Raw genomic sequence first — 26,244 nt, 5'->3', positions numbered from 1 at the left:
GATCCTCCTGTCCGATTTGACAGCGAGGCCCTCAAAACGGTTGCAACGCCTGCGAGCCCTCAATTAGCACGCTGGTCACTTGAGTGTTGATCGCAGCCCTCTGCACGCGTTCCATGCAATAGATGGTTAGACAGGCCCCTGAGTGCTGAGTATTGCTGCTAGCTACCCATCTTCTTCGGCGCCGTACGCGCTCAATCAGATAGCTCCAACTGGATGCATTAGGCTGATTCCATTGGACTGCAGTGGAAGACCCTGGAAGGCCCGATTACACAGCATGAAACCGGGCTAGCAGATCATCCCCTAATGAGGCGGATCAATTAGCGGATCCGACAGCTCGGGAGAGTCCGGATCGAACTTTTAGCACGGAATAAAAAACATTGGTGCTGAGCCTGATCGCGGTAGTTGATGCGTTTCCGCGTCCATCGAGTGACCCTGTTGTTGAGGGGGCAGAGTCGGTTCTCAGCGTAGCAATCGGTGCTTGGACTTTACTGTTTCGCAGCCATGGGAGGGGCCTCAGTGGACGCCATCTCAAGCTGGCTTAGCAACGTTGCAGCTTGAGTCTGAAAGATTTCCGCCTGGATCAGCCACATGTCGACCTCGTCTGGCGTGCCTGCCTGGCGATGTTCGAAGAGGGCCGTCTTGATCGCCTCAGTCAACTTGAGCTGTTGCTCAATGAGTGCCGTCAGATCACCTGCGAATGAATCGTCCATGTGTGCACCATGCAAAAGGTGTGGATCGGCCAGAATGATGGCACGAAATTCAGCCAATCAAAAACCACCGTAGCGGGTTCTGTGCGATCAAATCTGCTGAGATTTCGATCAGCAACGCTTTGAGCATGGGCGACCTCAGTCCGTGGTCGGTTCAACCGCGCCCTCGACCATTGGCGCTTGCGCGATGGTTTGTGGCTTTGATCGAGCGCGTCGGTCTTGGCCGCGTTGTCTTGAAGACTGCTGCTTAGCATGAAGTGCCTGGGACGCAGTCACGACGCCGGCTGGTTGACCATCAGATCTAGGCGCGAAGCATTTTCCACCATGCTTTTCCAATACCGAGTTCCTTGGCACCAAGTTGATATGCCCAACTTGAGTTGTTCGAGGGTCAGGCCAAGCAACTCCAAGTGTTGCTCTGCATCCTTGAGAATGCCCTCTTTGAGAGGAACCTTCGGCGCAGGATTAACGGGGAAGGCGAGTGGGAAATGCTTCTGCAGTGGCCAAATCGCTCCCACAGCTGGATTCTGGGTTCGAGGCTTTCCCTGCGAGGAAGGTTTGCGCGTAGGGGTAGTCGCTTTGACGGTCTTCGCTGGTGTTTTTTCAGCGCGAAGGCGGTCACGTAAATCTGCTAGCTGTTCAAAACCGATCGTTCAATTCACTGCTTCATTGATTGCGTTGCCTAAGGATATGCCATGCAGTCCTCTGCGGCAGCAGAAATCATGGAGCACTTGTTCTGGCCGGCGCCTTGTAGCCCCATTGAACAAAGTTTGCATAATATTCTCATGACGTTCAGAGCGAGAGCGGCAGTGGTATCTCAGCAAGCGCCGGATGTCCTCAGCTAGGCTCTGCGTGATTTAGGTGGCTTGTGTGGTTTTGGCAATCCTGACGGTTTCGATGTTGGCCAAGGCTCTCGCGAAAGGGCGCTTCATTGGCTTGAATCAGGGGCTCAGCCATGGGGTGAGCCTAACACGGGTCGCTGGGCTCTCTGTATGAGCCAATCCGTGAGCCCCGCGGATTATCATTCCCCAGACCATGTTGGTGATAACGTTCCCATTTTGATAGGAGTTTTAGATGCGATCCAGTTTCACTGATCCAAAAGTTGTACGCAAACTAGCTCTATTGATTCTGGCAATAATGGGCCCCGCCACCCTATTGATTGTGGGACTGTCGGATGACTGGCTATACGGTTATTTGGCAATACTCTCGTTTTATGCGGTTCTGGCGGTTTTCATGTTCGCCATTGTCAAGCCCACGTTAAGAGAGGGAGGGCTCATCTTTCTGTTCTTTACAGGTTTCGCTCTCGTTTTCATCGTATTTTTTGCCGGGCTTTATCACCAGCATAATTTATATGACGTTATACCAGTTCGTGATTCTAGGGTAATCATCCTCAAAGGATTCACGACTGTGGAGAGCTTATACTTTTCGGTGGAGGTTTTTACTACTCTCGGATTCGGCGACATCATACCGCGTGGAGTATCAGGGAAAATTGTGGTCGCGACGGAAGCCATCATGGGGATGACATATGTTGCAACCGCCATCATCACTTTCTTGGGCCGCAAAGGATGGGCTGCTGCGAGAGGTGCTGAAGAGACCGGCAGGACTACTGAGCTCGCTGAGCTGGTGCGCCGGCAGGAGGTCTTATTAACAGGCCATCGTGAACAACAGCAAATGCTAACCGTGATGGCCGCTGCTTTGGACAACATCCAGGGCGATCTGCGAGCCCGCCCCTCAATTCTGAACCGTAATATCCGAATCTGTATGGCGCTTGCAGCGATAACGCTCTTGGCATTGGGTATCTGGTTAGGACACATGATGGGGTGAAAGTAGCACCTGACTGCCAGAAAGTTCATCCCCGCACAGTTGTAACGGCGGGAGCTATGCGGACGAGATGACCGTAACACCGGCACAAAAAAGAGCGGCATAGCCGCTCCAAAAGGATGAAACCTGGTTTTAAAAACGCGATGCGTTATGACACGATAGGGTATGAAAAAAGACTCAGATCAAGTCTCAGTCATAGCTTCAGCATCGCTCAATCGTGAAGCTCTGCCCAAACTTCCTGGTCTCGCTCTGCTGTCCAAACACGAGGCCATTCAATGCCTTCGTATTCATCCCAAACCCGCTGTACATCGAATGGCAGGCAGTGATCGAAGATTGGCCACTGACCATATTCTGGTGCCAGCGCTTTGTAGGTCGCGTTGAAAGCATCTTTCACCGTACCGCCGTTGCGGTGCGCATTACCAACATGCTCAAGCATGCCATCAATGAATGAGCGAGTTTGCTCCACAGCAGCGTCGGACGCTTCCAATCCCTTGGCAACAGCGCCACGCCCGCCCACGATGTTTTCCGCACGGAACGCTTTGATGTTATCGAGCGTCTTGCTAGCCCAGTCAAAGTGGAATGCATCACCGGTATACAGTGCTGCCTCGGCTTCGACCAAGTCACCTGCGAAAAGAGTTTTACTCTTCTCATGCCAGATAACGAGATCTCCCGCAGTATGACCCCTGCCGACAAATTTGATCTCAAGGCGACCACGATCTCCACCGAGTTCGATGGTGTAGTCATCAGTGACGATATTTGGAACAGTGAGCCCTGGAATGCCCTCAGGCTCTTTGAACAACCTCGGCATCCTTCCGAATTCGCTGTCCCAATCAGCCTGTCCACGCTCTTCAATCAGCTTCGCGGTCGCAGTGCTAGCGAGAATATTTTCGGCTTCAAACGCGCTGGCTCCGAGTACGCGTACCGCGTGATAGTGGCTCAGAACGAGGTATTTGACCGGTTTGTTTGTATGCTCACGTAGCTTTTCGAGCCATGTATGAGCCGCGGCGGGCGTAGCGCGGGCATCGAAGCAGACGATGAAATCTTCGCCTTCGATTGCGCCAACGTTAGGATCGCCTTCAGCGGTCAACGCATATACGCCATCGGCAAGCACCTCCAAGGTTTCAGACTTTTCGGCGGTATCATCGGTTGAAGCAAAGGCTTTAGCCATGGATCTTCTCCTCAGAGCAGTTAGTCGAACGTGTTTATCGAATAGTTCAGGTAAAATGGCTACCAACGGTAGTATTTCCGCGAAGCGCCTGAATCAATCCTCAATCGTCATTCGATTTTCATCCTAAGCAATAACGAACAAGCGATAAATAGCTGAGAAGTCGCAACTGAGTTGACTAAATTTCGCCGATAAACAACTACAACTAAATTATAAGCGCATGTCTGGAAGTTCAATTTATTTGCCAAGTTCAGACGTCAGCGCCCTAGATTAGGCTGCTGACTCCACGTCGAAAAACCGGGCAACGTGCCGCGACACCTCAGCAGTCAGTCCCGGCGTACGGTTCCCTTTCAGAATGGACATGAGTCCTGATCATCCTGCGTCGAAAAAGTTAAGGCCCTTGAACCTATCCTGATTCAAGGGCCTTTCTCAGCTGGTTAGATCAAGCTCAGTCAAAGATCATTTCGCTGCGCTCTTTTCAGGCGGTCAGGCTCTGGAAGCTTGTCCGTCCCGAACAACCGTTGTGCATTTCTTCCCAGAATATTGCGTCTTGCATTATCGGTAAGACCATCAATGGTCATGATGCGCGCGGGTGGATCGAAATCCCAGTGCGGCCAGTCAGACGAATACAGCAGCGAATGTTCGGCATCCATCATCTCCAGCGTTTGAGCCAAGGCATCGGGATGCGATACCTCAAGCGGCTGGGAGGTGAAAAACATCTGTTTCATGTACTCGCTTGGCCTTTTGGTGAGCAAGGGTGCGTCAGACGTTCGCAAGATGTACTCATGATCCAGGCGTTGCATCATGAATGGAACCCAAGCCAGGCCGCTTTCGATCCAGATGACCTTCAACTCTGGAAAGCGCTCCGGCAGCCCGTTGAAAAGCCAGTTGGTGAGGTGCGTCATATTGCAGGTGACAAAAGACATGGCATGAACAGCAGTGAACCTGTTCATCGTCTTCGTCCATGAGTCACCCCAGTTGGGCCCAGCATGGAACCCCAGTGGCATTTTCAGGCGCTCCAGCTCTGCGTAGATCGGCATGTAGCTGTTGTTGTGAACGCTGATAAACCTCTGGCTGGTGATGAGGAAACCAACGACGTAAGGGTGGTCGTGGTAAAGCCGTATGGTTTCCAACGCTGCTTCTGGATCTTCGATCGGCAGATTAAGCATCGTTTTGATCCGTGGATCCTTCCCCAGAACATTCGATGTGAACCATTTGTTGTACGCCATGATGAGGGCAGTGGCGATGCGAGGATTCGGATGCATGCCCATGTCGAGCATCGTCTGAGGGAAAAGGATCTGATAGTCATACCCGAACGCGTCAATGGCTCTGCCGGTGACGGTAACAGCACGCTCAACGCCAGGCTCAACCGGCTCCCCACGTTCCGCAGCATGTGGAATCCTTCCTCCAACTTCCTGGAAGCGCAAACCAGGCATCTCTGCAGTGAGTGCGAAATTGCTCCCGCCAGGCGCCGATGCCGCCACTCCAAGTCCATAGTCACGGAGTACTTCATCATCCAGATTTGCCAGGATTTCCGACCAATCGAGCGCCTCTTCATGATGAGAGTCGACGTCAATGATCAGGTAGTCGCGTAAGCCGAATTGATCGATGTCTCGAGTCGCGTTGGCCAGAATGTCCCTGGTGTCAGATTTAACGGTGAATTCCTGGACAGGATGTTTTTTAACTTCCAACTCGTCGCTGGCCATTAGCGTTCCTCCTGGTGCGTCGAAGGCCGATCCCCGATCTGAGTAAGCCATAGGGCAAGATCGAATGTATTGAGGTTTTCTGCACGCATGAGCGCAGAAATCAACATGACGGAGGTCGTTGCGGTAAGGCCTGAACTGGCGATATCCAGTTCGCGTCCTGCCGCAAGACTGGCGTTGGCGTAAAGGTTAGCGGTATCGCTGACGAGCTGTGCCAGCGTCGTCAAGGACAGGTTCTGCGTGCTGCCCTCCTGCATACTCTGGACGACGGTATGGAGTTGATCAGCAACCTCGGTGAGGCCGTGATCGGCTTTGCCGATATGTTCATACATAGACATAGATTGTTCCCTCCGTTTCTTCTACCTCAATCGGAGCAAGAGACATCTCGGGAATCGTGGCATGGCGTCCCGTTTTAATGATGAATTCGGCGCCATGCCATGGGCATACGATATGCATCTCATTACGGTCGTATCGCATGCCGTGGGCCTTGTGATTTTCATCAATGTTTTCCAAGACTTTGGGCATTATTCTGCCTTGGCATACTGGGCCGCCCTGATGCGGGCAAACATTGTCGTAAGCAAACACATCGCCGTCGATACGAAACAAGCCGATAGTTCGCTTACCTATGTCAAGGATTAGCCTACCTTGTTCGGGAAGATCCGATGACTTTCCCGCAGCAATGATAGTCTGGCTGGCTATTGCTTCTCCATTCATAGTCGCTTCTCACGGTAGAGGGTTGTGATTTATGGGATGTTAAGCAGTCGTTGAGCGTTGGTGCGGCCAATCTTTCCGCGATCGTTTTCGCTAAGGAGGGCGTTGTCGAACCACTTGACCGCTGATTCCATGTCTTCGTACGGATAGTCCACTGAGAACATGAGTCGATCGATTCCAATCTCGGCAATAGCGTTATGCAGGGATTTGCTATGGAAGTGGCCACTGGTCGTAAGACTGAAGTTTTTATTGAAGTAATGGCTCAGCGGCTTTTGCGCTTGGCCCAATCCCTCACCGTCCTTTTGCATCTGCAACCGCCATTCCAGGCGGGGGAGGAGAATGGGCAACCCCTCGCCAAGGTGGCCCAGAATGATCTGAAGGTTCGGGTATTTGTCGAACAGCCCGCTCATCATCAGACGTACCGCATGGGTGCTGGTCTCGACGCCGAATCCCCAGGCCGATCCCACGAGAGATGAGTACCCTCTGTACGCTTCCCGCTGGCTGGGCAGTGGCTCGCGGGGGTGTAGATAAACCGGGACATCAAGCGAGGCGACCCGATCCCAGAACTCCCACATGGGTTCTTCGTCCAGGTATTGACCTGTTTCGCTGTCACCGATATTGGTATATCCGTTGATCAACGCCCCCAGCATGCCGAGTTCTTTAACAGATCGCTCTAGTTCGTCAGCCGCTGCAGCGGGATCCTGAAGTGGGACAGCTGCGAAGCCGAAAAGACGATCCGGATGAGTCTCCAAATATTTGGAGTACAAGAGGTCGTTCGTACGCTGTGCAAAATCGATAGCCAGTTGACTGTCGAGTATCGACTGCACTCCAGGTGAGGTTAATGAAAGCACAGTGGCCTCTATACCATTTGCATCCATTCTGGCGAGTCGATCATTAACATCCAGAAGATTTGCTTCAACCTGTTGCATATAGGCTTTGCCATTGCGACTAGATTCGCCTTGAGCATCCCATAGTTTATTATTTTCCTCGGTTGTGAAATGTTCCTCCAGCGCGATTTTTCGCTTCATGAGATTTTCCTTCGTTCAAGGGGGATTGATAGAGATGATTAACCAGACTTTGTTTTCAAGGCGATATGTTTGTATTCAAGAAAGTCTTCAAGCCCGGCCAGGCCTCGCAAGCGCCCCAGTCCACTTGATTTGAAACCTCCTTCTTCAAAAGCATCATCCATCGAGCCCCAGTCGTTAATCCAAACAGTTCCTGCGTTGATGTGTCTGGCCATTTGCATGACTCGATCAACATCCTGCGACCACACGCTTGCTGCCAGTCCGTACTCACTGTCATTTGCCAACTCGATCGCTTCAGCTTCTGTGTCGAACCGTTGGACGGTTAATACCGGGCCGAATACTTCCTCTTGAACGATAGGCAGGTTTGAATTTGGGACTTCAAGAAGAGTAGGGCGGAAGAAGGCACCAGCTGCGAGCGGCCCATCAGTGATTGGCCCTCCGCGCACAATCACCTCGGCGCCATAGCTGATGGCGTCCATTACCATTGACTCGACTCGCTTGACACTAGCCTTATTGATCAATGGGCCCATTTGGCTCGATTCTTCAAGCCCAGGCCCGACTCTAACCTTTTCGAGCCTCTCGGCAAGCGCGTGCAGGAAACTGTCTGCCACCGTGCGATGGACGAGCAGGCGGCTTCCAGTAACGCAGAATTGGCCCGAAAAAACCGTCAGCGCTTCGACAACCTTCTCTAATGCCTGATCCTGATCTGCGTCCTCCAGGATCACGATTGGCGTTTTGCCGCCGAGTTCCAACCCGACTCTCTTCAAAGTCGATGCGGCAGATGCCAAAATCGCTCGGCCCGTACCGGTGCTCCCCGTGAAGCTTATGACCGATGTTTTGGGGGATTTGACCAGGTGGTTGATGACGTCCTTGTCCCCGGTGAGAATGTTGACGACGCCGGCAGGCAGCCCGGGTGTCGCCGCAATCAACTGGCTGAGCAATGCGTTCACTTGGGCGGTTTGCCTCGGCAGCACGACTACGGCCGAACAACCAGCGGCAAGGGCCGGGCCCAGAGAGCGAATAGCCAGTGCGACCGGGGAGTTCCATGGCGCATAGATGCCGGCGACACCCACCGGTTGCCGTATGGCAATCGAGAGCCGGTCTTGCGCCAACTCGGCTGCGCGGCCGTAATCCGTGGTCGCCAATGCTGCATTGAAACGCAGCGTTTTGGGAGCAAAACTCACCTCAAACCGCGCCTGCTGCAGCGTTTTACCATTCTCCAACGCCAGCAGCATCGCAAGTTCTTCTGCGTGGTCTTCAAACTGCTGCGCCATCGCATGCAACACTCGGACGCGTAGCTGACGATCTGCCGCCCAGTCTCCGCGTCGGAATGCTCGTAGAGCAGCGTCGATTGCTGTCTGAACATCACTCACTCGCGCATCAACGTAGATCCCGATTGCATCTCCCGTAGCTGGGTTGAAGCTTTGTTCGTGTTGACCGTTGTCCCGCCATTGTCCATCTATCCAGAGCTTGGCTGGATTCATCCCAGCACCTGGCGTCTGAGTTTTGGCTGCTTCACAAATTTGCATCAGTGCCTCCTAGGTTGAAACGAGGGGCTGTTGATCCAGGTGTTGCTTAAGGTTGGATCTGTCCCCTCCCTCCCGTATGGATGAAATTCCGATCAGTGCCGTTGTCTCGCGCACCAAGGGTATTCATCCTGCAAGATCCACCGTGTCACAGGCTGGAAATCGCTCGACCGCTCTAGCTCGGTGCTTTGGCAGATGTCCAGCTTGCGTAAGTACGACAGAGACCCTGAATTAGGAGTTCCGTTAAATGTAACTAAATTATGCAATGCGTAATTTATGGCACTCTGAATAGCGGCTGCGCACGCCTTGGCTGGAGGGTGAAGCGCTGGACAACTGTGCTGAGGGGAAAAGGGGAAGCGCTGCCAGCGATGTGGGTTCTGGCAGCTTTAGCAGGCAGGCGTTGATCAGGCTGGGCGGCGTCAACACCCGCCCGGTGGTAGGGATCAAGCCACCGAACTGGATGTTGCGGGAACCGTAGGAACGAATGCGTTCTGTAAATGATCCAGCCATGCACGGACTGCTGGGAGCATTCCTTTACGATGAGGATAAACCGCTTGCAGCCAAGCGGGAGGGCAGCTCCAACCCGGCAGGATCCTGACAAGCGTCCCGTTGGCCAATTCAGATTCGCAGTGAGTTATGGGCAATACGGTGAATCCCAAGCCCGCCAATGCCGCCTCCTTTCGCATGGCGAAATCCTCAACTCCGAGTCGGGGGGGCAGGCTAACTCAAAACGCTCGCCCGCCTCGCTGAAGAGACGAACTCTCGCCAACCTATCGGTATCTAAAGCTCCCAAAAAGGGAAGCGTGGTGAGGTTTTGGGGATGTGTCACGGGATGCGCTGCGGCAAACGACGGCGAGGCTACGACCTCGGTGCGAGCCTCGCGCAGGCGTCGAACGACCAGGCTCGGCTCCTCATCCTCAATCTCACGAACGCGTAACGCCACATCGACTCCCTCATTGATCATGTCAACCCGTCGGTTGACCAGGAGCAAGTCCAGCTGCACGTGAGGGTACTGAGTCAGAAAATCGCGGACGACGGGATTCAGAAACTGATTCGCCAGCGCGACCGGGCTGCTCACTCTTAGCGGCCCTCGGGGTTCGTTGGTGACGCATGCGACGACGGCTTCAGCTTGCTCCGCCTCAAAAAGCATTGCTTGGCAATGGCGCAAGTATCGCTCGCCCACCATCGTCAACTGCAGCTTTCGGGTGGTTCGCTGAAGGAGACGTACGTTAAGCCGCTCCTCGAGCTCAGATACACGTCTTGATAGACGCGACTTTGGAATACCCAGCAGCCGGCTTGCTGCTGCAAAACCACCTTCCTCGACCACCTTGGCGAAGTAGAAAAGATCGCTCAGATTTCATGGGTCACCAATCGGCACTTATTAGAAGCCTTTGCAGTAGGAGGGGTGGGGAGGGTAAACCATTCGCGATGGAGCGCCCACCCGGATCAGAAGAGGTTGTTGGACACAAGCTCATCAGAGTCCACGGTGGCATACCTGCAACCCAAGCGTAGAGGCATACGGGCGAGGCACAGAGGGGCGCAATACGTGAAAAAGCCAGGCGCCTGACCCGCTCGACTTCCGCTGAGCGGAGCGCCAGGAGCATTCGCAATCTGGATAGTTTTCTCGTCATTTCGAAGGTCAAATGAGCGGGTCGCAGTTACGTTTAAATGTTTCATCGACACACAACTAAAAATATAGATCGTCTCAAAAAATAACAAGTTCCACTGCTAGTAAGTAATTGGAAAAACTGCCGCGGTACCCAGGTTTCTCAAAGTTTGTGAGTGCTTCAATGGGTTATTTCGGACGTTCCTCAGGGAGGAAGAGCTCCTGTATCCAATAATTTTCTCAATGGTGAAAAACTATGAGCTGGTCAAAAGAAGATCTAAAAGCGGGTGGCGTGGGAGGAGGTAGCAATGCCAACCAGCTTGGGGTGGGCTTCAAATCTCGCCATCTCACGATGATGTCCATCGCGGGGGTCATTGGCGGTTCGTTGTTTGTAAGTTCTGCGAGCGTTATCCACAGCGCTGGGCCCGCTGCAGTGCTGGCATATTTGGCCGGCGGTGTTCTCATGATGTTCATTATGAGGATGCTTGGAGAGATGGCTACTGCTTCACCTGACACCGGGTCATTTTCCACGTATGCCGACAGGGCTATCGGTCGATGGGCGGGTTTCACAATCGGCTGGCTTTATTGGCTGAGTTGGGTATGCATCATGGCCTGGGAAGCCTACGTGGCCGGCAAAATCCTGAATGGATGGTTTCCTGAGGTCAGCATCAACGCTTTTGTCCTGGTCACGACGCTGATTCTGGTTAGCGTGAACTTTTTCAACGTCCGGCATTACGGGGAAATGGAGTTCTGGTTCGCTCTCATCAAGGTGGTCGCCATTTGCAGCTTTTTGGTGATTGGCTTGCTCGCGATAATGCACATCTGGCGCGGAGGGCAAGTAGTTGGGATTTCCAACTTGACGGCCAACGGCTTCATCCCGAATGGCACCGGGGCTGTAGTGGGTGCGATGCTCGGCGTGATGTTTTCGTTTCTTGGTGCAGAAATTTCAACAATTGCTGCATCCGAATCGAAGAACCCTCGAGAACAAATCGTCAAAACGACCAAATCCGTCATTTGGCGGGTGGGTCTCTTTTACGTAGGCTCAATTTTCCTTGTCGTTTGCCTCGTTCCGTGGAACGACCCCTTGCTCGGGCAATCCGGTTATGGTGCCTACCGGCGTACTCTGGAGCTTTTGGGGATACCGGGTGCAGAGTACATCATGAACTTCGTGGTTCTGACCTCTGTCAGCAGTTGCCTGGTCTCGGCTCACTACACGGCCTCTCGAATGCTGTTTTCGCTTGCTGCCCGCGGTGATGCCCCGTCACTGTTGGGCAGAACTCGCCAGTCTAACGGTGCCCCGACCTGGGCGATCATTGCGTCGTGCCTCATTCCAGTCGCACTCGCTTTAATGAATTTCAGTGAGGCACTGCGCCCGAAAGATGTCCTGAATACACTGATGAACCTGACAGGCTCCACCGCATTGCTCGTTTACCTGGTCATTGCTTTCTCTCAGCTTCGCATGCGTCGCAAGCTGGAGCAGGAAGGTGCCGTCATGCCGTTGAAAATGTGGCTGTATCCGTGGCTCACCTGGGCTGTGATCGGCTTCATCGTCATGTGCCTGGCTGTCATGGCATTCAGTGAAGAATATCAATCGGTCATCTTCTCAACGGGTGGTTTGACACTTTGCATAATGGCCTGTGGGGTGATTCGGCAGAAACGAGGAGTGAAGGTCGACGCCTCCGTCTCTGCTGATTCCGACGGCAAGGTGGCGACCCCCTAAGAATTGTCGCGGCCTGTGGAGGCTTGGGCGTCAAGCATAGAGGCGGTGTGACATGTGGTGGATGTCCATCTGAGCTCAGCGGCTATATCTGCTGGATTGGCGACATTCGCTCGTGCACTTTGCTATGGATGGTGCTTGCTGAAACAGGCGGTTTCGGGGGAAATTAGGATTACCAGGTTGCTGAAGATTTGTTGAGGTTCGCTCTATGCCATCGTTCGTCGAATGTCGCTCCTTCGATGTCGTGCACCAATCCAGGTTGTTGGGCAACTGGAATCAAAAATATACCCAGCTATCGCCCGGCCGTTTTGAGGGTTCGGTTACGGAGCTTCAGCTCGACGGCGTGACGCTCTCTCGCGAGCGCATGAATACCGCTGTTCAACAAATGGGCAGCCTGCCGCCTAAAAGGTTCGCGGTATCACACCCTATCAATCGCGACGGCCTGCATCACCTGGACTGGCGGCGTGACGTAAAGGACGGCTCTGGACTGATGAATTCGGCCGGCACCTATCGCGTGATGTCTTCGGTGTCCTCCGATGTGCTGGTTTTGAGTGTTTCAGAGGAGGTACTGGCCGAGCACATGTCCAACCTTGAAATCGGAATGACAGTTTCGAGTGTCCGCACGCTCACGCTGCCTGACGGCTTCGAGCGGATGGCCGTAGACATGCTCTGCCAATCGAGGTTGGGGCTAGCGGATGATTTTTGCGAAAACGCGGCGAAGCGGCTGTTGGATTCCCTGGCGTCGCCGATTTGTGAAGTGTCAGCCATCGGGGGTGCGCGACCTTGGCGCACAGATAGATTCGTCATCGTTAACGATGCATGTGACGCGGCAGAGGAAGAAGGTCTCAACTTCGCGACACTGCACACAATGTGTCATGGGGCCCGTGTCAGCCTCAGAATTCTCCAGTATGCATTTCGCGAGGTGCTTGGCGTCACCCCTTTGAAATGGCTCCGAATCGCTCGCTTGAATGCTGTGCACCGAGACTTGATTCGCTTACGGCCCTCGGGAATCACTGACAGCGCCTTGGCTCACTCATTTACGCATCTCGGTCGATTCTCAGTCGAGTATCGCTCGATTTTTTGTGAGTCACCTCGCGAAACCTTGCACCGAGTACGCGGTACCGCCTGAGCGACTGCGATCCGGGTAGAGAAGCTGAGAACCTGATTTTCGGTCTGCCGCTGTTCGCAATGTGGATATTCATCCCCTTTGCTATCGAATATAAAGCAACTATCGCAGCTTTTAACGGCGTCACCCATTTCCAGTTGAACACTCTCGACTGGAACTGCCATGCCCAAAATTTCTCATGACCATCAAGCAGGGAACCAATCATATGTTTGCGACTAGAGCTGAAGTTATTGCATCGCGTGATGAGGTATCTGATCTGCAGCTCGCAGATAAACGAACTCAGCTCCATCCTTTCACCAATGCGCATGTTCACTCAGAGCAGGGAGGCTTGTTGATTGAACGGGGCGACGGGGTCTATGTGATAGATGCCAACGGGGAACGTTACCTTGAAGGGATGTCTGGACTGTGGTGTGTGGCCCTAGGGTTCAGCAACAAGCGGCTTGCTGCCGCCGCTGCGAAGCAATTCGACGTGCTGCCTTACTACCATCAGTTCGTTAATAAAACCATGTCGCCTTGCATCAAGCTGTCCGAAAAGCTCATTGAGATTGCTCCAGGCCCTATGAGCAAAGTTTTTTTAGCCAACTCCGGTTCAGAAGCGAATGATACTGCTGTCAAACTTGTATGGTATTTCAACAACGCGAAGCGCCGTCCACAGAAGAAAAAAATCATCTCAAGAAAAAATGGATACCATGGGGTCACTATCGCTTCAGCCAGCCTAACGGGCTTGCCAGCAGTGCATAAGGCGTTCGACTTACCGCTTCCCGGCTTCCTGCATGTCAGCTGCCCAAATGTCTATCGAGATATGCTTCCCGGTGAGACGGAGGAATCCTACGCCGATCGTTTGGCAGCAGAACTTGAAAACCTGATTCTTGAAGAAGGGCCTGAGACGGTTGCCGCATTTTTCGGCGAGCCCGTGATGGGGGCAGGTGGGGTACACATACCCCCAGCAACTTACTGGGAAAAAATCCAGAAGGTATGTCGTAAGTACGACGTCTTGGTGGTGGCGGATGAGGTGATTACCGGTTTTGGTCGAACCGGTGCGATGTTCGGCTGCGACAAATACGGGATAAAGCCAGACATTCTCGTTTTGTCCAAACAGATCACTTCCGCGTATCAGCCTCTCTCTGCCGTTCTCATCAATGAGCATGTGTACGAAGGTGTAGCTGATCAGGCGAGCGCGGTGGGGGCATTTGCGCATGGATTTACGGGGGGCGGGCATCCCGTCGCCGCAGCCGTAGCTTTGGAAAATATCGCAATCATTGAAGAAGATGGGCTTGCGGAACGAGCAGCCGTCTTGGGCAAGCGTTTTTATACGTCGTTGCAAGACTTCCAGGATCATCCGTTAGTGGGGGATGTCCGTGCGGTGGGCTTGATTGGGGCGATTGAGCTGGTCGCTGACAAAGACACCAAAGCATCTTTCGACGTTCCGGGGCAGGTGGGTCGCTACCTGGTGGAACGTGCGCAGGCGAACGGTTTGGTTGTCAGAGGAATTGGTGACGTCATCGCATTTTGCCCGCCGTTGATCATTTCTGAGCGGGAAATCGACGAACTGATCAGCCGGTTCGCCCAAGCCCTAGAAGAAACCACGCAATGGTATTACGCGTCCAATTGACTTAGCGCTGTAAGGGGCTCCCGCCCGCTCGGCTGCAGATATTGTTGGCGGGAGATCATGATCATATGAGGGCAGGGCTGCGGGGATGAGTCATAGATCCTCGTAGCTTTACCTTCCTCAAATTCGAAACTCCCCCCAATCACGTCGTCTGCCCTGGCAGCGGCAGCCTGCACCTTCCTATCGACTAAACCACCCGGAACACTCGTTACCGGCGGCTTCACGCGTCTGCCGCCCGTCTGGCCGTGTAGCCAAAATGTCCCAAATATCCACGCAAAACTGCATTTTCTGTCATGGAAATGGTTGACCAAACACGCTCAGGAAATTACGCTCTGCATAAACGCATTACGAATAAGTAAAAATCAACGTAGCGGTTGCAGGAGGAACGATGAGTAACACCAACGACAGCATCAGTTACCAATCTGGCTTTGGTAACCATTTCTCCAGCGAGGCGGTTGAGGGGACTCTGCCTGTCGGCCAGAACTCGCCGCAGCGCGTCGCGCATGGGTTGTACGCCGAGCTTTTTTCCGGAACTGCCTTCACGATGCCTCGCCACGAGAGCCGTCGCACCTGGATGTACAGGATTCGACCTTCGGCTTCTCACCCGACATTCAAGCCAATCGCTTCACCCATCCCGCAGGCCTCACTGGCTCCGGCCAACCCTAACCGGCTTCGCTGGGAAGCGCTGGCGATCCCGGCAGCACCGACTGACTTTGTAGATGGTCTGCGTGCCATGGTGGCGAACTCCAGCCTCGATCACCCGAGCGGGGTAACGGTTTATCACTACGTGGCCAACCGCTCGATGGAGCGCGCTTTTTATAGCGCTGACGGCGAGCTTCTGATCGTGCCGCAACAGGGTCGACTATTGCTGATGACCGAGCTGGGGCGTATCGAGCTCAAGCCGCTTGAAATTGCCGTCATACCTCGTGGGTTGAAATTCAAAGTCGATCTTCTCGACGCCGATGCCCGAGGTTACATCGCCGAAAACCACGGCGCGCCATTACGCCTTCCTGACCTTGGGCCTATTGGCAGCAATGGTCTGGCGAACCCTCGCGACTTCTTGACGCCAGATGCGTGGTTTGATCAGCAACAGGGCCCAACCCAGCTCGTTCAGAAATTCCAGGGAAGCTTCTGGGAAGCAGAGCTCGATCACTCGCCGTTCGATGTGGTCGCTTGGCATGGAAACAACGTCCCGTATAAGTATGATCTGCGCCATTTCAATACCATTGGTTCGATCAGTTTCGACCACCCGGATCCGTCGATCTTCACGGTACTGACATCCCCAACCAGCGTGCATGGACTCGCCAACCTCGACTTCGTGATTTTCCCACCGCGTTGGCTCGTGGCGGAAAACACCTTCCGTCCACCATGGTTCCACCGCAACCTCATGAACGAGTACATGGGGCTGATCGAGGGGGAGTACGACGCGAAGGCTGATGGCTTCACTCCAGGTGGATCCTCACTACACAGTTGCATGAGTGCCCATGGCCCCGATGCTCTGACGTCCGAGAAGGCAATGGCCGCTGACTTGGAACCTCAGAAAGTCGACGGCACGATGGCATTCATGTTTGAGACTTCGCAGGTGTTGCGCGCAACGGAATTTGCGCTGGGCAATCCAGCACTGCAGGAAAACTACGACGCATGCTGGGAAGGCATCGCCGGAAAGTTTGAAAGCAAAAATTCCTAATAGAGAGATCTACAATGAACAGCTGGGTATCTTCGGCCAATGGCCATCCTGATTTTTCGCTTGCCAACCTGCCGTTTGGTGTTTTCAGCGTCGACGGCGGCGAACGCCGCACAGGCGTCGCAATTGGTGACTGGATTTACGATCTTAAAGCGGCCCTCAAGGCTGGTTTTTTCACGGGCGCCGCTCAAGCCGCAGCACTTGCCGCGGTCGGCGGTTCGCTGAACGCGTTCTTTGGTCTCCCACGACAGGAGCGTAAAGCACTGCGTGACCGTCTCACGGTTTTGCTGTCCGAGGGTGGTGATGAAGTTGAGGCTCAACGGTCATTGGGCGACAGCTTGTTGATCGATGCCTCTGCATGCGTACTGCATGTTCCTGCACGCATTCAGGACTACACCGATTTCTATGTCGGGATTCACCACGCAGAGAACATAGGCAAGCTGTTCCGGCCTGAAAACCCACTGATGCCCAACTACAAATATGTTCCGATTGGGTATCACGGCCGCGCCTCGACCATCATCGCTTCAGGTCAGCCTTTCATCCGTCCGTCTGGCCAGATAAAACTTCCTGAGAGCGAAACTCCAATTCATTCACCGAGCCGTCGCCTGGACTATGAACTTGAGGTTGGCCTCTGGGTCGGCGCAGGCAATGCCATCGGTGAGCCAATCGACATCAGTGATGCTCGTGAGCATATCGCTGGTCTGTGCCTGCTGAACGATTGGTCTGCACGCGATATTCAGGCTTGGGAATACCAACCGCTGGGCCCGTTCCTGTCCAAGAGCTTTGCCTCCACGATTTCTCCTTGGGTTGTGATGAGTGAGGCATTGGAGCCTTTCCGCTGTGCGCAACCGTCCAGGCCAGCTGGCGATCCGGGCCCGTTGCCGTATCTTCAGGATGAAGAGGATCAGAACTCCGGAGCTTTCGATATCAAACTCGAGGTATTGATCCTGACGCCACGTATGCGGGAGGAGGGCGAAGCTCCATTCCAGCTCAGCGTCAGCAGCACGCTGAATATGTACTGGACGTTCGCGCAGATGGTCGCTCATCACACCGTGAATGGTTGCCAGCTGAACCCGGGTGACTTCTTTGGTACCGGCACATTGTCGGGCCCTACAAGGGGATCGATGGGTTCTCTGCTCGAAATGACCGAGGGAGGCAAACATCCGATCACACTTCCGAATGGTGAGGTTCGCACCTTCCTGGAGGACGGTGACGAGATTCTGTTCAAGGCTCGCTGTGAGCGTGATGGTGCTGGCTCAATCGGGTTCGGCGAGTGCCGGGCAGTGGTTCTGCCAGCGAAGGCACGTCGGTCATGATTCTGTACTCGTATTATCGCTCCACTTCTTCCTACAGGGTGCGGATCGCGCTTGAGCTCAAGCGCGTCCGATACCGTGTAGAGCCGGTAAATCTCGTACTCGACGGCGGGCAGCACCACAGTGCGGAGTACCTCGAAATCAATCCTCAAGGTCGAGTCCCGACCTTGATTGACGGCGATACAAAGGTCATTCAATCGCCGGCGATCATCGAGTACTTGGAAGAGATCTACCCCAGCGTTCCGCTGTTAAGCGCTGATGCTGCTGAGCGAGCACTGGCTCGCTCGGTCGCTGCAATCATCGCGTGCGACATCCACCCTTTGCACAACGTTTCTGTGCTGAACAAGCTGCGAGGGGCCGGGCACGATGAGGCCTACGTTCAACAGTGGATCAGGGACTGGATCTCGGCGGGGTTTACCGCAGTGGAGGAACTCATCGGTGAGAGCGGCTGGGCCTTGGGGGAAACCCCTGGCCTGGCGGACGTTTACCTGTTGCCTCAGATCTATGCAGCCCGGCGATTCGGCCTGGATGTAGATGCAGCATTTCCCAAAATCGCTCGGGTTGAACAGTTGGCGGCAGAGCATCCAGCCTTTCAGCGCGCGCATCCCTCGAACCAGATTGACGCTCCGCCGACGTAAGACATCCCGACAATTCTAACGTGGCCTCACAACAATAATCGGATTGCCATGATGAATAACCAAATTGATGCTTTTCGTGCTGCATTGGATCAGCGACCGTTTTCTCGGTACCAGATCCGCACCCTCGTGCTACTGATTTTGCTATTGGTATGCGATGGATACGATGCCCAGCTTCTGGGCTTCGTTGTTCCAAGTTTGGCAACCGAATGGGCCACGCCCAAAGCTGCTTTCGGTATTGTGTTCACGTGCAACCTGATCGGGCTGACTATTGGCTCATTGCTGCTTACGCCTCTGGCCGATCGTTTCGGCATCAGGAAAACGCTGCTGTCTTGCGTGGTGCTGTTTGCTGGGTTGACCCTGCTCTCAGCCTGGGCGCACAACATCGAAACGCTGGCGGTAATCCGTTTCCTCTGTGGTATTGGAATGGGCGGGGCAATGCCGAGCGCGATGGCCTTGATGGCGGACTATGCGCCACCAAGGCTGAAGACATTCTTCGTTACGTTGGCTGCATGCGGTTTTTCATTTGGGGGCGCAGCTGGAGGCTTCATCGCCGCCAGTATGATGCAGCACTACGGATGGCAAAGCGTATTTATAGTCGGAGGGGTTGCCCCGCTGGTGTTGTTGCCATTTTTGTACCTATGGCTGCCTGAGTCCCTCGCCAGGCTATTTAGCGCCAAGCATATGGCAGCTGCGCTCAAGCGAATGCTAGATACGTTGGTACCGTCATGGACTCCGCCAGCTCCAGTTTTGGAGAATGGTAAAGTCCAGAAGGTGACGATCGTCGACCTGTTTCGGTATGGATATCTGAAGCCCACGATCTTTATCTGGTGCACCTGTGTCTCCAGCTTCATCCTGCTGTACTTCACCGTGAGTTGGCTGCCGACGCTGCTTGGCGAGGCTGGCTTCTCCTCAAGCTCGGCAAGCCTTGCTACATCCTCCTTTTTGGCCTCCGGGACAGTTGGAGCGATCGCTTTTTCTTACCTCGCAGATAAGGTTAAGAGGAAGGTTTGGCTGGTTGGCGGGATCATGGTTGTGTGTGGAGTGGCAACAGCGGCGATTGGATATAACCATAGCCTTCCTGCATTGACCGTCTTGGCGGTGATGGTGGCCGGGTTCTGTCTGATCGGTGGCCAGCTAACGCTCAACGCGGTTATCAGCAACTTTTACCCGCCTCACATCCGGGCAACCGGGGTAGGTTGGGCTCTGGGAGTTGGCCGCTTGGGTTCGATCTCTGGCCCGCTGATGGGCGCCATGCTGATCTCGATGCAGATCCCATTGCCAACCGTGATGCTCCTGGCAGCAATTCCTGCAATCCTGGCGGCGATGTTTGTGGTCAACATCAAGCATCCTCAGGCGGATTCAGTAAAAAAGCCTGAAGAGCTTGATGACATGAGTTCACTGCCTGAGGTCTCCAAGTAAAGACTCTTTGGGTGCATGAAAATGCTCCTCACAGCTTTACCTCGCCCTGTCGCATTAGTTGATGCGACGGGGCTTTTTGCGTTTGGGGGATTCTTTTTTGCGTAGTTTTTTCACAAACGCAGATACCTGACCTACGCTAATAACTATTCGTAATGACCTGTGCCTTTTTTCTTGCCAAGCGTAGCGTCAATAGACGACTTCCAGTCAACACTCTTGCGATGTTTACAGTATATATAAACTCCAAATACCGCTTTAGGATGAGCTTAGGACAGACGCTCACTGTTGCCTGCAAGCACTTGATTGGCCTGAATAGAGTGCTGGCACACTTGGCTTCACTGGCGACCGATGTGTTCTAAATCTAATTCTAAGGAGAACAACCATGGCTAAAGCCTTTGCCTCGTCCAATGACACTGTAGACAAAATCGAAACGCTGGAAGTAGTTGCTGACGGCGTGTACGCCTTGACCGCCGAAGGTGATCCAAACGTCGGCGCTATCGAGGGCGAAGACTTCCTGATCTGCTTCGACGCTCGCGCAACGCCTGCTTCCGCTTACACCTGGTTGGAGCAGCTGCGCCAGCACACTGACAAGCCGGTCAAGTACCTGATTCTGAGCCATTACCACGCTGTTCGCGTGCTGGGCGCCAGCGCTTTTGAAGCGGAAAACATCCTGGCCAGCACGGCCACAGCCAAGCTCATCACTGAGCGCGGTCAGCAGGACTGGGACAGCGAGTACGGCCGGATGCCGCGGTTGTTCAAAAACCCGGAAGAGATTCCAGGTCTCACCGTTCCGAACATCGTGACTGACGACTACACCATCGAGCTGGGCGGCGATCGTGGCACCGTGGAAATCAAGTTCCTGGGCCGTGGCCACACTGCTGGCGACCTCGTTGTTTGGCACAGCAAGAGCAAGACTCTGTTTGCTGGCGACCTGGTTGAGGCAGAAGCTGCTCTGTACACCGGCGACGCTTTCCACTTCGATTGGGCCGGCAAAACTCTGGACAACGTAAAAGCTTTCCGTGCTGAGAACGTTGTCGGCGGCCGCGGCCCCGTTGCCAAAGGTCTCGCGGCTGCTGATGCTGCGATCGAGCAGACTCGCTCCTTCATTAACGGCATGCTCGAACACGTAGGCAATGCCCATCGTTCCGGTGGCACTGTCAAAGATGCCTTTGAAGCCACTCACAAGGCGCTCGAACCACAGTACGGTCAATGGCCGATCTTCGAACATTGCCTGCCTTTCGATGTGCAGCGTGTATGGGATGAATACGAAGGTATCGACTGGCCTCGCGTCTGGACTGCAGAGCGTGACCAAGAGGTCTGGGCGCTGCTTCAAGGTTAAAAGTCACCGCTGGAACCTCTCCAGGGCCAGCTATTGGGACGGCTTGAAGTTTTGACGGCTATGAACATCCAGTGTTTTGTCCCCTAGAGCGGCGTCAGCCGCTCTTTTTTTTGCTTCGAAAAAGTGAACCACAAGCGAGTACCGGTGCGGAGTCAGCGACGACCGACCAGATCTAACTTGTGATCTAGCTCGTACCCGCCCTTTATACTGTTGACCTGCCAGTGCCGCTTGCTGGCGAGGACATCAGCGCGCAAATCATCACTGATTCTTACCAGGCTTGGATCGAGGAAGGTGAATACCTGATCTGAGACGAACTTCGTTGACAATACATCAAGATACTCATTCTTCCGAGCGCAAACGTAGAGGGGGTACTTCGTGTGTAAAGATTCCACCAGACTGTCAAAGGACAGGATCTTGAAGTCCTCCTGTTCACGAGTAGCAATGAGTGAACGGCGATTGTTATTCCCCTCAAACTCTGACCTGCGGCCGTGCACTAAGACATACTTGATGTGGCACTTGTTGTATCCCATCGGGGTTCGTACATCTCGTAAGGTTCCATTGATGAACCCTTCTTGATTTGCCCCGGTTTGGAACCAGGCTCTCCATCTGTTGATCTGCTCCAAGCCAGCAAGAAAGTCTGGGTGAATGTCATTACTGCTCGGCTTGAAATATTTCGAATGAGGCTTCTCGATTTCAACTAAAACCAGATGCCAGTCTGCCGAGCTTTTGGACATGTAGAAAAAATCAGGGGCATAGTCATTTGCCAGATGCAGCTTGCGAAACACCAGATCAAAATGCACGCCGTGGTTTTGAACGAACTCACGGGGGATCAATTGGGTGTGTTGCTCAAGGAATGCTTGATAGGTCTGCTCCGGATGATTGCCATCGAGCAGCTCCAGGAATTGTTGTTTCAGATTGGACAGGGACTCTCGGTCTTGGAGCATGGATACGTCCTTGGATACTCAAGATGGGGGAGGGAATGTAGATCGACTTGTGGGAAGTAGTCGAGTAGGAGGCAGTCGCTTTTTGGGTGGCGCTGCGCCTAGGCATCGTCTCTGCGCAACGACACAGCCCTAGACCCGTCAAGTAGGGTAGGGCTGGGTACTTTCGTTTCTTGCCAGGGTAGAGAGCGCTGCGGGCGGTTGCTGACTGCAGCTTTCCAGGTACAGACGATGCTCGCCCACCGCTTCACCCGGGAGCGCCATCATAAGAGGGCAACGCGTTTTAGCTGCGCTTCAGAGGCAGCGAGAATCTACCGGCCCCGATCGCGTAGAGAGCAAGGAAGCCGCCCGCGATAGCTACGTTTTTATAGAAATGAGTGAACATGCCCATGTATTGCTCTGGCGGCACAGCCCAATAGGCGTGGCCGATGATTCCGGTCGCGATGGTGTAGCCAAAAAACAGCAGGCAGAGCGGACGGAAGAAAACTCCGAGGAGCAAAAGCAGAGCCAGAGGCCCCTCAATCAGTATGGCAACCCAGGCAAACAGTTCAGGACTGGGCGTACCGAGTCGAGCCATTGAAGCGATGGTTTGGTCTACGTGGTTGAGCTTGATGACAGCGAAGATCAGATAGAAACCGCATAGAAGGACTCTAGCGATTAACGGGGCGGCTTGCGTAGCAAAAGGTGCTTTGTGGGTCTCAAACGTCATGCAATGGTCTGCCTATACAGAGTGATCGAAGTGCCCCCCGCAGGTTCGGCGCAAGTTTTTTTCGCCTACCCACGGCAGCGTGCGTTGATAAAAAACCGCCGCGATATTCTGCTATCCGTAATCGTGTTACGCAAATGCTAATTTGCCCGCGGGGGTCGAGACGAGATATAAAGCTCGTTTTGGCGAAGAGCTTTCGGTGCATGGATAACGAAATAGCGACATCTGCAGGTAATAAGCAGACGGTGAGGTCGGCGGAGACAGGCACAGATATTTTGCGCGGCCTCGCTCAACTGGCCCCATCTACATCCCTCAGTGGACTCGCTAAACACATCGATATGCCTGCAGCGAAAATCCATCGATACCTGCAGGCTCTCATGGCCAGTGGATTTGCCGAGCAGGATCCTCAGACGAGTCACTATCGCTTGGGCAGAGAAGCTCTCTATGTGGGTCTTGCTGCCCTGAACAGCGTTGACGTTTATCGCAGCGGGGGCGTTGCGTTAACCCAACTGCGGGACATGGTCGAGGAGACGTGTTTCTTGGCTGTCTGGGGGAGTGAAGGTGCGACCGTCATCAAGGTAGAGCCTGCGCCACGGTCAGTGACTGTCGTGACCCAAATCGGATCGGTACTCCCCGTGTTCCGGTCATCGACTGGATTGGTATTTGGCGCCCACTTACCGGATCTGGAGATTCAATACTGGCTCGACAAAGATGCCAGCCAACGCCCTAAAAGCCAGGCTTTGCGCCGCAAGGACATTGAGGCTCAGCTTGCCCAGATACGCACGCAACGGATGTGCTCAGTACAGGGGCTCTTCATGCCTGGCATCAACGCCGTGTCCGCCCCCGTCTTCAATGCATTTGGAGGCATCACCGGCGTGCTGACCGTCGTCGGATCGGTGTCCAACTTCACTGCCGAGCTCGATGGGCCAAAGGCGCGTTGCCTCGATCTGGTTGCTCGCAAATTGAGTGCAGACATGGGGTTCAGGGACACGGAGCAGAAGGAGGAGCCAACCTTACCCAAGGCGGCGAAGCCTGGCCGTAAGAGGACTGCCAGCTAGAGGTTCGGCCTGGGTATCCATGTGGTCAGGGAACATGAGATGCCACGCTTCCAGCCTTACGCAGCAGATGCGTGGTAAGCCGGCGAGACTGGAAGCATGAACTCTGTTAGGGGAGCAGCGACTGCTGGCACCCCTGAAGGCTGGGTCAGAGACTCTTGAAGAAGTCGAATGGGATTCTCGACTCATCAAGCGACGTGGTTTTCTCGAAGATGATGCGATTGACGATCGTCAGGCCGATGGAAGTCCACCATTCTCCAGCGTCAATATCTGCCATCAACTGCTCACTTTTTGAAATCGTCAGGTAGTCATCGCTACGCAAGAAATCTTCCAGGTCGTTGAGGCTGGCGAAGTTGAGCAGACTCACGCCGTCGTATCGACACGCATCTGGATGGTAGAAAGGTTCTCCCCGCTGCGTGGGCCCAATGCTGTGAAGCTGCACATACCGCTTGATCAGACCGCCTGCATGCGCAGCGACCACTGGAGCGTGCTCCTGCAGCCACCACTTCTGAAACTGTTCGCGGGTGGTGTCAGACTTGCGCACATGCAGCTTCACAAGCGTGATTGGTTCGTTCCCGGAATTACTTGGAAGGACGATGTACTGACGAGCCGGAATCGGCGCGATGTTTCGGAACATCGCATGATCTTCCGGAGCAATCTTTTCCCGAATACGTTCGTTGCCGAATACCACGCCCATGTCTTCCATGCGAGCGAAATGAAGGTATGCGACACCATCCCACGCAGGTCGCTGGTACGGCGGTACATGCCCGACAATCGTTGGCCAAAGCTTGCCTTGATCATCCACTGGGAATCGGTACGGAGGGGCGTTATAGCTGGTCGGCCCCGGCGCGAAACGATGCAGCTGATCGTATCGCAGCAGTCGCTCCAGAGATTTGTCGTCTGATTCTTCTACATGCACAAACCTTGGCCCGTGCACCTTACGCCAGTATTCACCCCAGTGTTCGAAGCTTAAGTTGGGATTGCGCTCGAGCGCGTTCGCAGTCGGATCAGCAGCAGGATCCTCGATGACATTGCCTTCGTGATCTATGCCATAACCTTCAGCGCGGCTACGCTCGCTCAGCGGCGTGCTGTCAGAGCGCGAAAGCAGCGAAAAGAGAACGGTCAGCGGTGCGTGATCACCGAGCTCGGGCTTGATGTAAGGAGTTCGTAGAAGATGATCGTGCATGGTGTTAGGCATAACGCTGTTCCCGTTTTGGTGCGTGATGAAGATAAGTCACTGCCAGGGCCGAGACGCCGGCGAAGGCTGCGAAAGTGAACAAGCCTCTGGCGCCATAATGCGTGAACGCCCACGTACCGATCGCGGCTCCGACCGCCATGCCTGCCATCGCTCCAGCCATCATGAGACCGTTCAGTCGACTGCGGGCGTGAGGGTCAAGTCCATTGATGATGCTTTGATGAGAAACGAGGCCCGCCTGCACGCCCAGGTCAAACAGCACCGCACCTACGCCAAGTAGAGCCAGGCTCGGTGGCAGCAGCGCCATCGCTACAAACGAGACGATTACCAGCAGGCAACCGGCGCGGATCGCGATCAGAGGCCCGCGTTTATCAGCCAGTTTTCCAAACAGCGGGGCAGCCAGAGCGCCTGCGGCACCGGCTATACCGAAGGATCCAGCAACCGCTGCGCCCATGTGGAATGGCGGAGCTGCGAGTACCAGCGCAAGACAAGACCAGAACGCCCCCAGTGTTGCGGCAAGCAGTCCCTGCACAATCATCGCAAGCTTCAGAGGGCGATGCTCATCCCACAACGTCCACAGGCTGGCCAACAGCTTAGTGTATGGAGTGCGCAGCGGAGGAGGCGTCGGAGCCAGGGTCAGCGAAGTGATGAGAATGACGACCAGCATCAGTCCGGCGGCGAGGAATTGCATTTCACGCCAGCCAAAGCTGTCTGCGACGAATCCTCCCAATGTTCTGGATAGGAGAATACCGGTCAGCAGGCCCGTCGTGACCACACCTACGGCATGGCCACGGGTTTGAGCTGGCGCGATTTGTGCGGCAACCGGGATGAAGTCTTGGCCAACGCTCCCCAGCAGTCCGACCACCATGCATGCTGCCAGCAGGACATTGAGGCTTGGGGCTGTCGCTGTCGCGATCAGAGCACCCACCAAAATCAGAGATTTGATGATGATTAGGCGCCGGCGCGAAATCACGTCGCCAAGTGGGGCGAGAAGGAGCATGCCAAGGGCATAGCTGATTTGTGTGAGCGTAGGTACCCAGCCAATCTGTTCAATTGTTACGCCCAGGTCGGACTTGACCAATTGCAGACCAGGTTGGAGATAGTAAACGTTTGCCACCCCTAGGCCTGAGCACACCGCAAGCAGAAAAAGCTCGACGTTCAGGGGTAGTTTGGATGTTGATGAAGCGTTCATTGATTCCTTGTCACTCGTTAAACAGTGGTAGCCCAATGCGGGTTACCTCGAT

General features: G+C 54.3%; 21 protein-coding genes and 2 pseudogenes. 10 read left to right on the top strand and 13 right to left on the bottom strand.

The window, feature by feature from the left end:
• Positions 1 to 485: 485 nt before the first annotated feature.
• Together EGJ27_RS02680 and EGJ27_RS02675 are read right to left on the bottom strand one after the other, a co-directional pair.
• Positions 486 to 767 carry a hypothetical protein gene (locus EGJ27_RS02680; protein WP_125829162.1) on the bottom strand — a complete coding sequence of 94 codons (282 nt, stop codon included), beginning with the start codon at positions 765 to 767 and terminating at the stop codon, positions 486 to 488.
• Positions 768 to 845: 78 nt separating this feature from the next.
• Positions 846 to 1,354: pseudogene (locus EGJ27_RS02675) on the bottom strand (ProQ/FinO family protein).
• Between the two features lie 424 nt (positions 1,355 to 1,778).
• Here EGJ27_RS02675 and EGJ27_RS02670 point away from each other — a divergent pair.
• On the top strand, positions 1,779 to 2,528 hold the full coding sequence (locus EGJ27_RS02670) for a potassium channel family protein (RefSeq protein ID WP_125829161.1): 750 nt from the start codon (positions 1,779 to 1,781) through the stop codon (positions 2,526 to 2,528).
• 208 nt (positions 2,529 to 2,736) lie between these two features.
• Here the strand turns inward: EGJ27_RS02670 and EGJ27_RS02665 are convergent, their stop codons facing one another.
• From EGJ27_RS02665 to EGJ27_RS02635, 7 genes and pseudogenes are all read right to left on the bottom strand, one after another.
• Positions 2,737 to 3,693, bottom strand: a complete 957-nt coding sequence (locus tag EGJ27_RS02665; RefSeq protein ID WP_125829160.1) for an MBL fold metallo-hydrolase — start codon at positions 3,691 to 3,693, stop codon at positions 2,737 to 2,739.
• A 449-nt stretch (positions 3,694 to 4,142) separates the two neighbouring features.
• Positions 4,143 to 5,396, bottom strand: a complete 1,254-nt coding sequence (locus tag EGJ27_RS02660) for an amidohydrolase family protein (RefSeq protein ID WP_125829159.1) — start codon at positions 5,394 to 5,396, stop codon at positions 4,143 to 4,145.
• Positions 5,396 to 5,731 (bottom strand): hypothetical protein, encoded by a 336-nt coding sequence (locus tag EGJ27_RS02655; RefSeq protein ID WP_125829158.1) that lies wholly within the window; start codon positions 5,729 to 5,731, stop codon positions 5,396 to 5,398. The genes EGJ27_RS02660 and EGJ27_RS02655 overlap by 1 nt, the downstream gene beginning before the upstream one ends.
• Positions 5,718 to 6,107 carry a Rieske (2Fe-2S) protein gene (locus EGJ27_RS02650; protein WP_125829157.1) on the bottom strand — a complete coding sequence of 130 codons (390 nt, stop codon included), beginning with the start codon at positions 6,105 to 6,107 and terminating at the stop codon, positions 5,718 to 5,720. Before EGJ27_RS02650 ends, EGJ27_RS02655 begins: the two co-directional genes overlap by 14 nt.
• Before the next feature lie 29 nt (positions 6,108 to 6,136).
• Positions 6,137 to 7,132 carry an amidohydrolase family protein gene (locus tag EGJ27_RS02645; RefSeq protein ID WP_125829156.1) on the bottom strand — a complete coding sequence of 332 codons (996 nt, stop codon included), beginning with the start codon at positions 7,130 to 7,132 and terminating at the stop codon, positions 6,137 to 6,139.
• Positions 7,133 to 7,170: 38 nt separating this feature from the next.
• Complete coding sequence (locus EGJ27_RS02640; RefSeq protein ID WP_371920823.1) at positions 7,171 to 8,658, bottom strand: aldehyde dehydrogenase family protein; 1,488 nt, start codon at positions 8,656 to 8,658, stop codon at positions 7,171 to 7,173.
• 440 nt (positions 8,659 to 9,098) lie between these two features.
• A pseudogene (locus tag EGJ27_RS02635) lies at positions 9,099 to 10,009 on the bottom strand (LysR substrate-binding domain-containing protein).
• 508 nt (positions 10,010 to 10,517) lie between these two features.
• Between EGJ27_RS02635 and EGJ27_RS02630 the strand changes: the two are divergent.
• The 8 genes from EGJ27_RS02630 (at position 10,518) to EGJ27_RS02595 (ending at position 21,103) form a co-directional block, all read left to right on the top strand.
• Positions 10,518 to 11,981 (top strand): amino acid permease, encoded by a 1,464-nt coding sequence (locus EGJ27_RS02630; RefSeq protein WP_125829155.1) that lies wholly within the window; start codon positions 10,518 to 10,520, stop codon positions 11,979 to 11,981.
• 205 nt (positions 11,982 to 12,186) lie between these two features.
• On the top strand, positions 12,187 to 13,107 hold the full coding sequence (locus EGJ27_RS02625; protein ID WP_125829154.1) for a helix-turn-helix domain-containing protein: 921 nt from the start codon (positions 12,187 to 12,189) through the stop codon (positions 13,105 to 13,107).
• A gap of 175 nt (positions 13,108 to 13,282) precedes the next feature.
• Positions 13,283 to 14,716, top strand: coding sequence for an aspartate aminotransferase family protein (locus EGJ27_RS02620; RefSeq protein ID WP_256672628.1), 1,434 nt, complete (start codon positions 13,283 to 13,285; stop codon positions 14,714 to 14,716).
• A gap of 385 nt (positions 14,717 to 15,101) precedes the next feature.
• Positions 15,102 to 16,400, top strand: a complete 1,299-nt coding sequence (gene hmgA, locus EGJ27_RS02615; RefSeq protein WP_125829153.1) for a homogentisate 1,2-dioxygenase — start codon at positions 15,102 to 15,104, stop codon at positions 16,398 to 16,400.
• 14 nt (positions 16,401 to 16,414) lie between these two features.
• Positions 16,415 to 17,713, top strand: coding sequence for a fumarylacetoacetase (fahA, locus tag EGJ27_RS02610; RefSeq protein WP_125829152.1), 1,299 nt, complete (start codon positions 16,415 to 16,417; stop codon positions 17,711 to 17,713).
• A complete protein-coding gene (gene maiA, locus EGJ27_RS02605) occupies positions 17,710 to 18,348 on the top strand; it encodes a maleylacetoacetate isomerase (RefSeq protein ID WP_125829151.1) in 639 nt (212 codons plus the stop codon). Before fahA ends, maiA begins: the two co-directional genes overlap by 4 nt.
• 51 nt (positions 18,349 to 18,399) lie before the next feature.
• On the top strand, positions 18,400 to 19,767 hold the full coding sequence (locus EGJ27_RS02600; RefSeq protein ID WP_125829438.1) for an MFS transporter: 1,368 nt from the start codon (positions 18,400 to 18,402) through the stop codon (positions 19,765 to 19,767).
• Between the two features lie 379 nt (positions 19,768 to 20,146).
• Entirely contained in the window at positions 20,147 to 21,103 is a 957-nt protein-coding gene (locus tag EGJ27_RS02595; RefSeq protein WP_125829150.1) for an MBL fold metallo-hydrolase, read from the top strand.
• A 152-nt stretch (positions 21,104 to 21,255) separates the two neighbouring features.
• Here the strand turns inward: EGJ27_RS02595 and EGJ27_RS02590 are convergent, their stop codons facing one another.
• Both EGJ27_RS02590 and EGJ27_RS02585 read right to left on the bottom strand, forming a co-directional pair.
• Complete coding sequence (locus EGJ27_RS02590) at positions 21,256 to 22,047, bottom strand: Shedu anti-phage system protein SduA domain-containing protein (protein ID WP_125829149.1); 792 nt, start codon at positions 22,045 to 22,047, stop codon at positions 21,256 to 21,258.
• Between the two features lie 280 nt (positions 22,048 to 22,327).
• Positions 22,328 to 22,753, bottom strand: coding sequence for a DoxX family protein (locus EGJ27_RS02585; protein ID WP_125829148.1), 426 nt, complete (start codon positions 22,751 to 22,753; stop codon positions 22,328 to 22,330).
• A 200-nt stretch (positions 22,754 to 22,953) separates the two neighbouring features.
• Between EGJ27_RS02585 and EGJ27_RS02580 the strand changes: the two genes are divergently transcribed.
• The gene (locus EGJ27_RS02580) at positions 22,954 to 23,808 is read left to right on the top strand and encodes an IclR family transcriptional regulator (RefSeq protein WP_125829147.1); all 855 of its coding nucleotides are present in this window, start codon (positions 22,954 to 22,956) and stop codon (positions 23,806 to 23,808) included.
• A gap of 145 nt (positions 23,809 to 23,953) precedes the next feature.
• Here EGJ27_RS02580 and EGJ27_RS02575 read toward each other — a convergent pair whose 3' ends face one another.
• Both EGJ27_RS02575 and EGJ27_RS02570 read right to left on the bottom strand, forming a co-directional pair.
• A complete protein-coding gene (locus EGJ27_RS02575) occupies positions 23,954 to 25,003 on the bottom strand; it encodes an EthD domain-containing protein (protein ID WP_125829146.1) in 1,050 nt (349 codons plus the stop codon).
• The gene (locus EGJ27_RS02570; RefSeq protein WP_125829145.1) at positions 24,996 to 26,192 is read right to left on the bottom strand and encodes an MFS transporter; all 1,197 of its coding nucleotides are present in this window, start codon (positions 26,190 to 26,192) and stop codon (positions 24,996 to 24,998) included. Before EGJ27_RS02570 ends, EGJ27_RS02575 begins: the two co-directional genes overlap by 8 nt.
• Positions 26,193 to 26,244: the final 52 nt, after the last annotated feature.

Origin of the sequence: Pseudomonas sp. v388 (genome assembly GCF_003935425.1) — a bacterium.
Taxonomy (GTDB): Bacteria; Pseudomonadota; Gammaproteobacteria; order Pseudomonadales; family Pseudomonadaceae; genus Aquipseudomonas.
The sequence above is the reverse complement of the archived record's forward strand: the minus strand, read 5'-3'. Positions and strand labels throughout refer to the sequence as shown.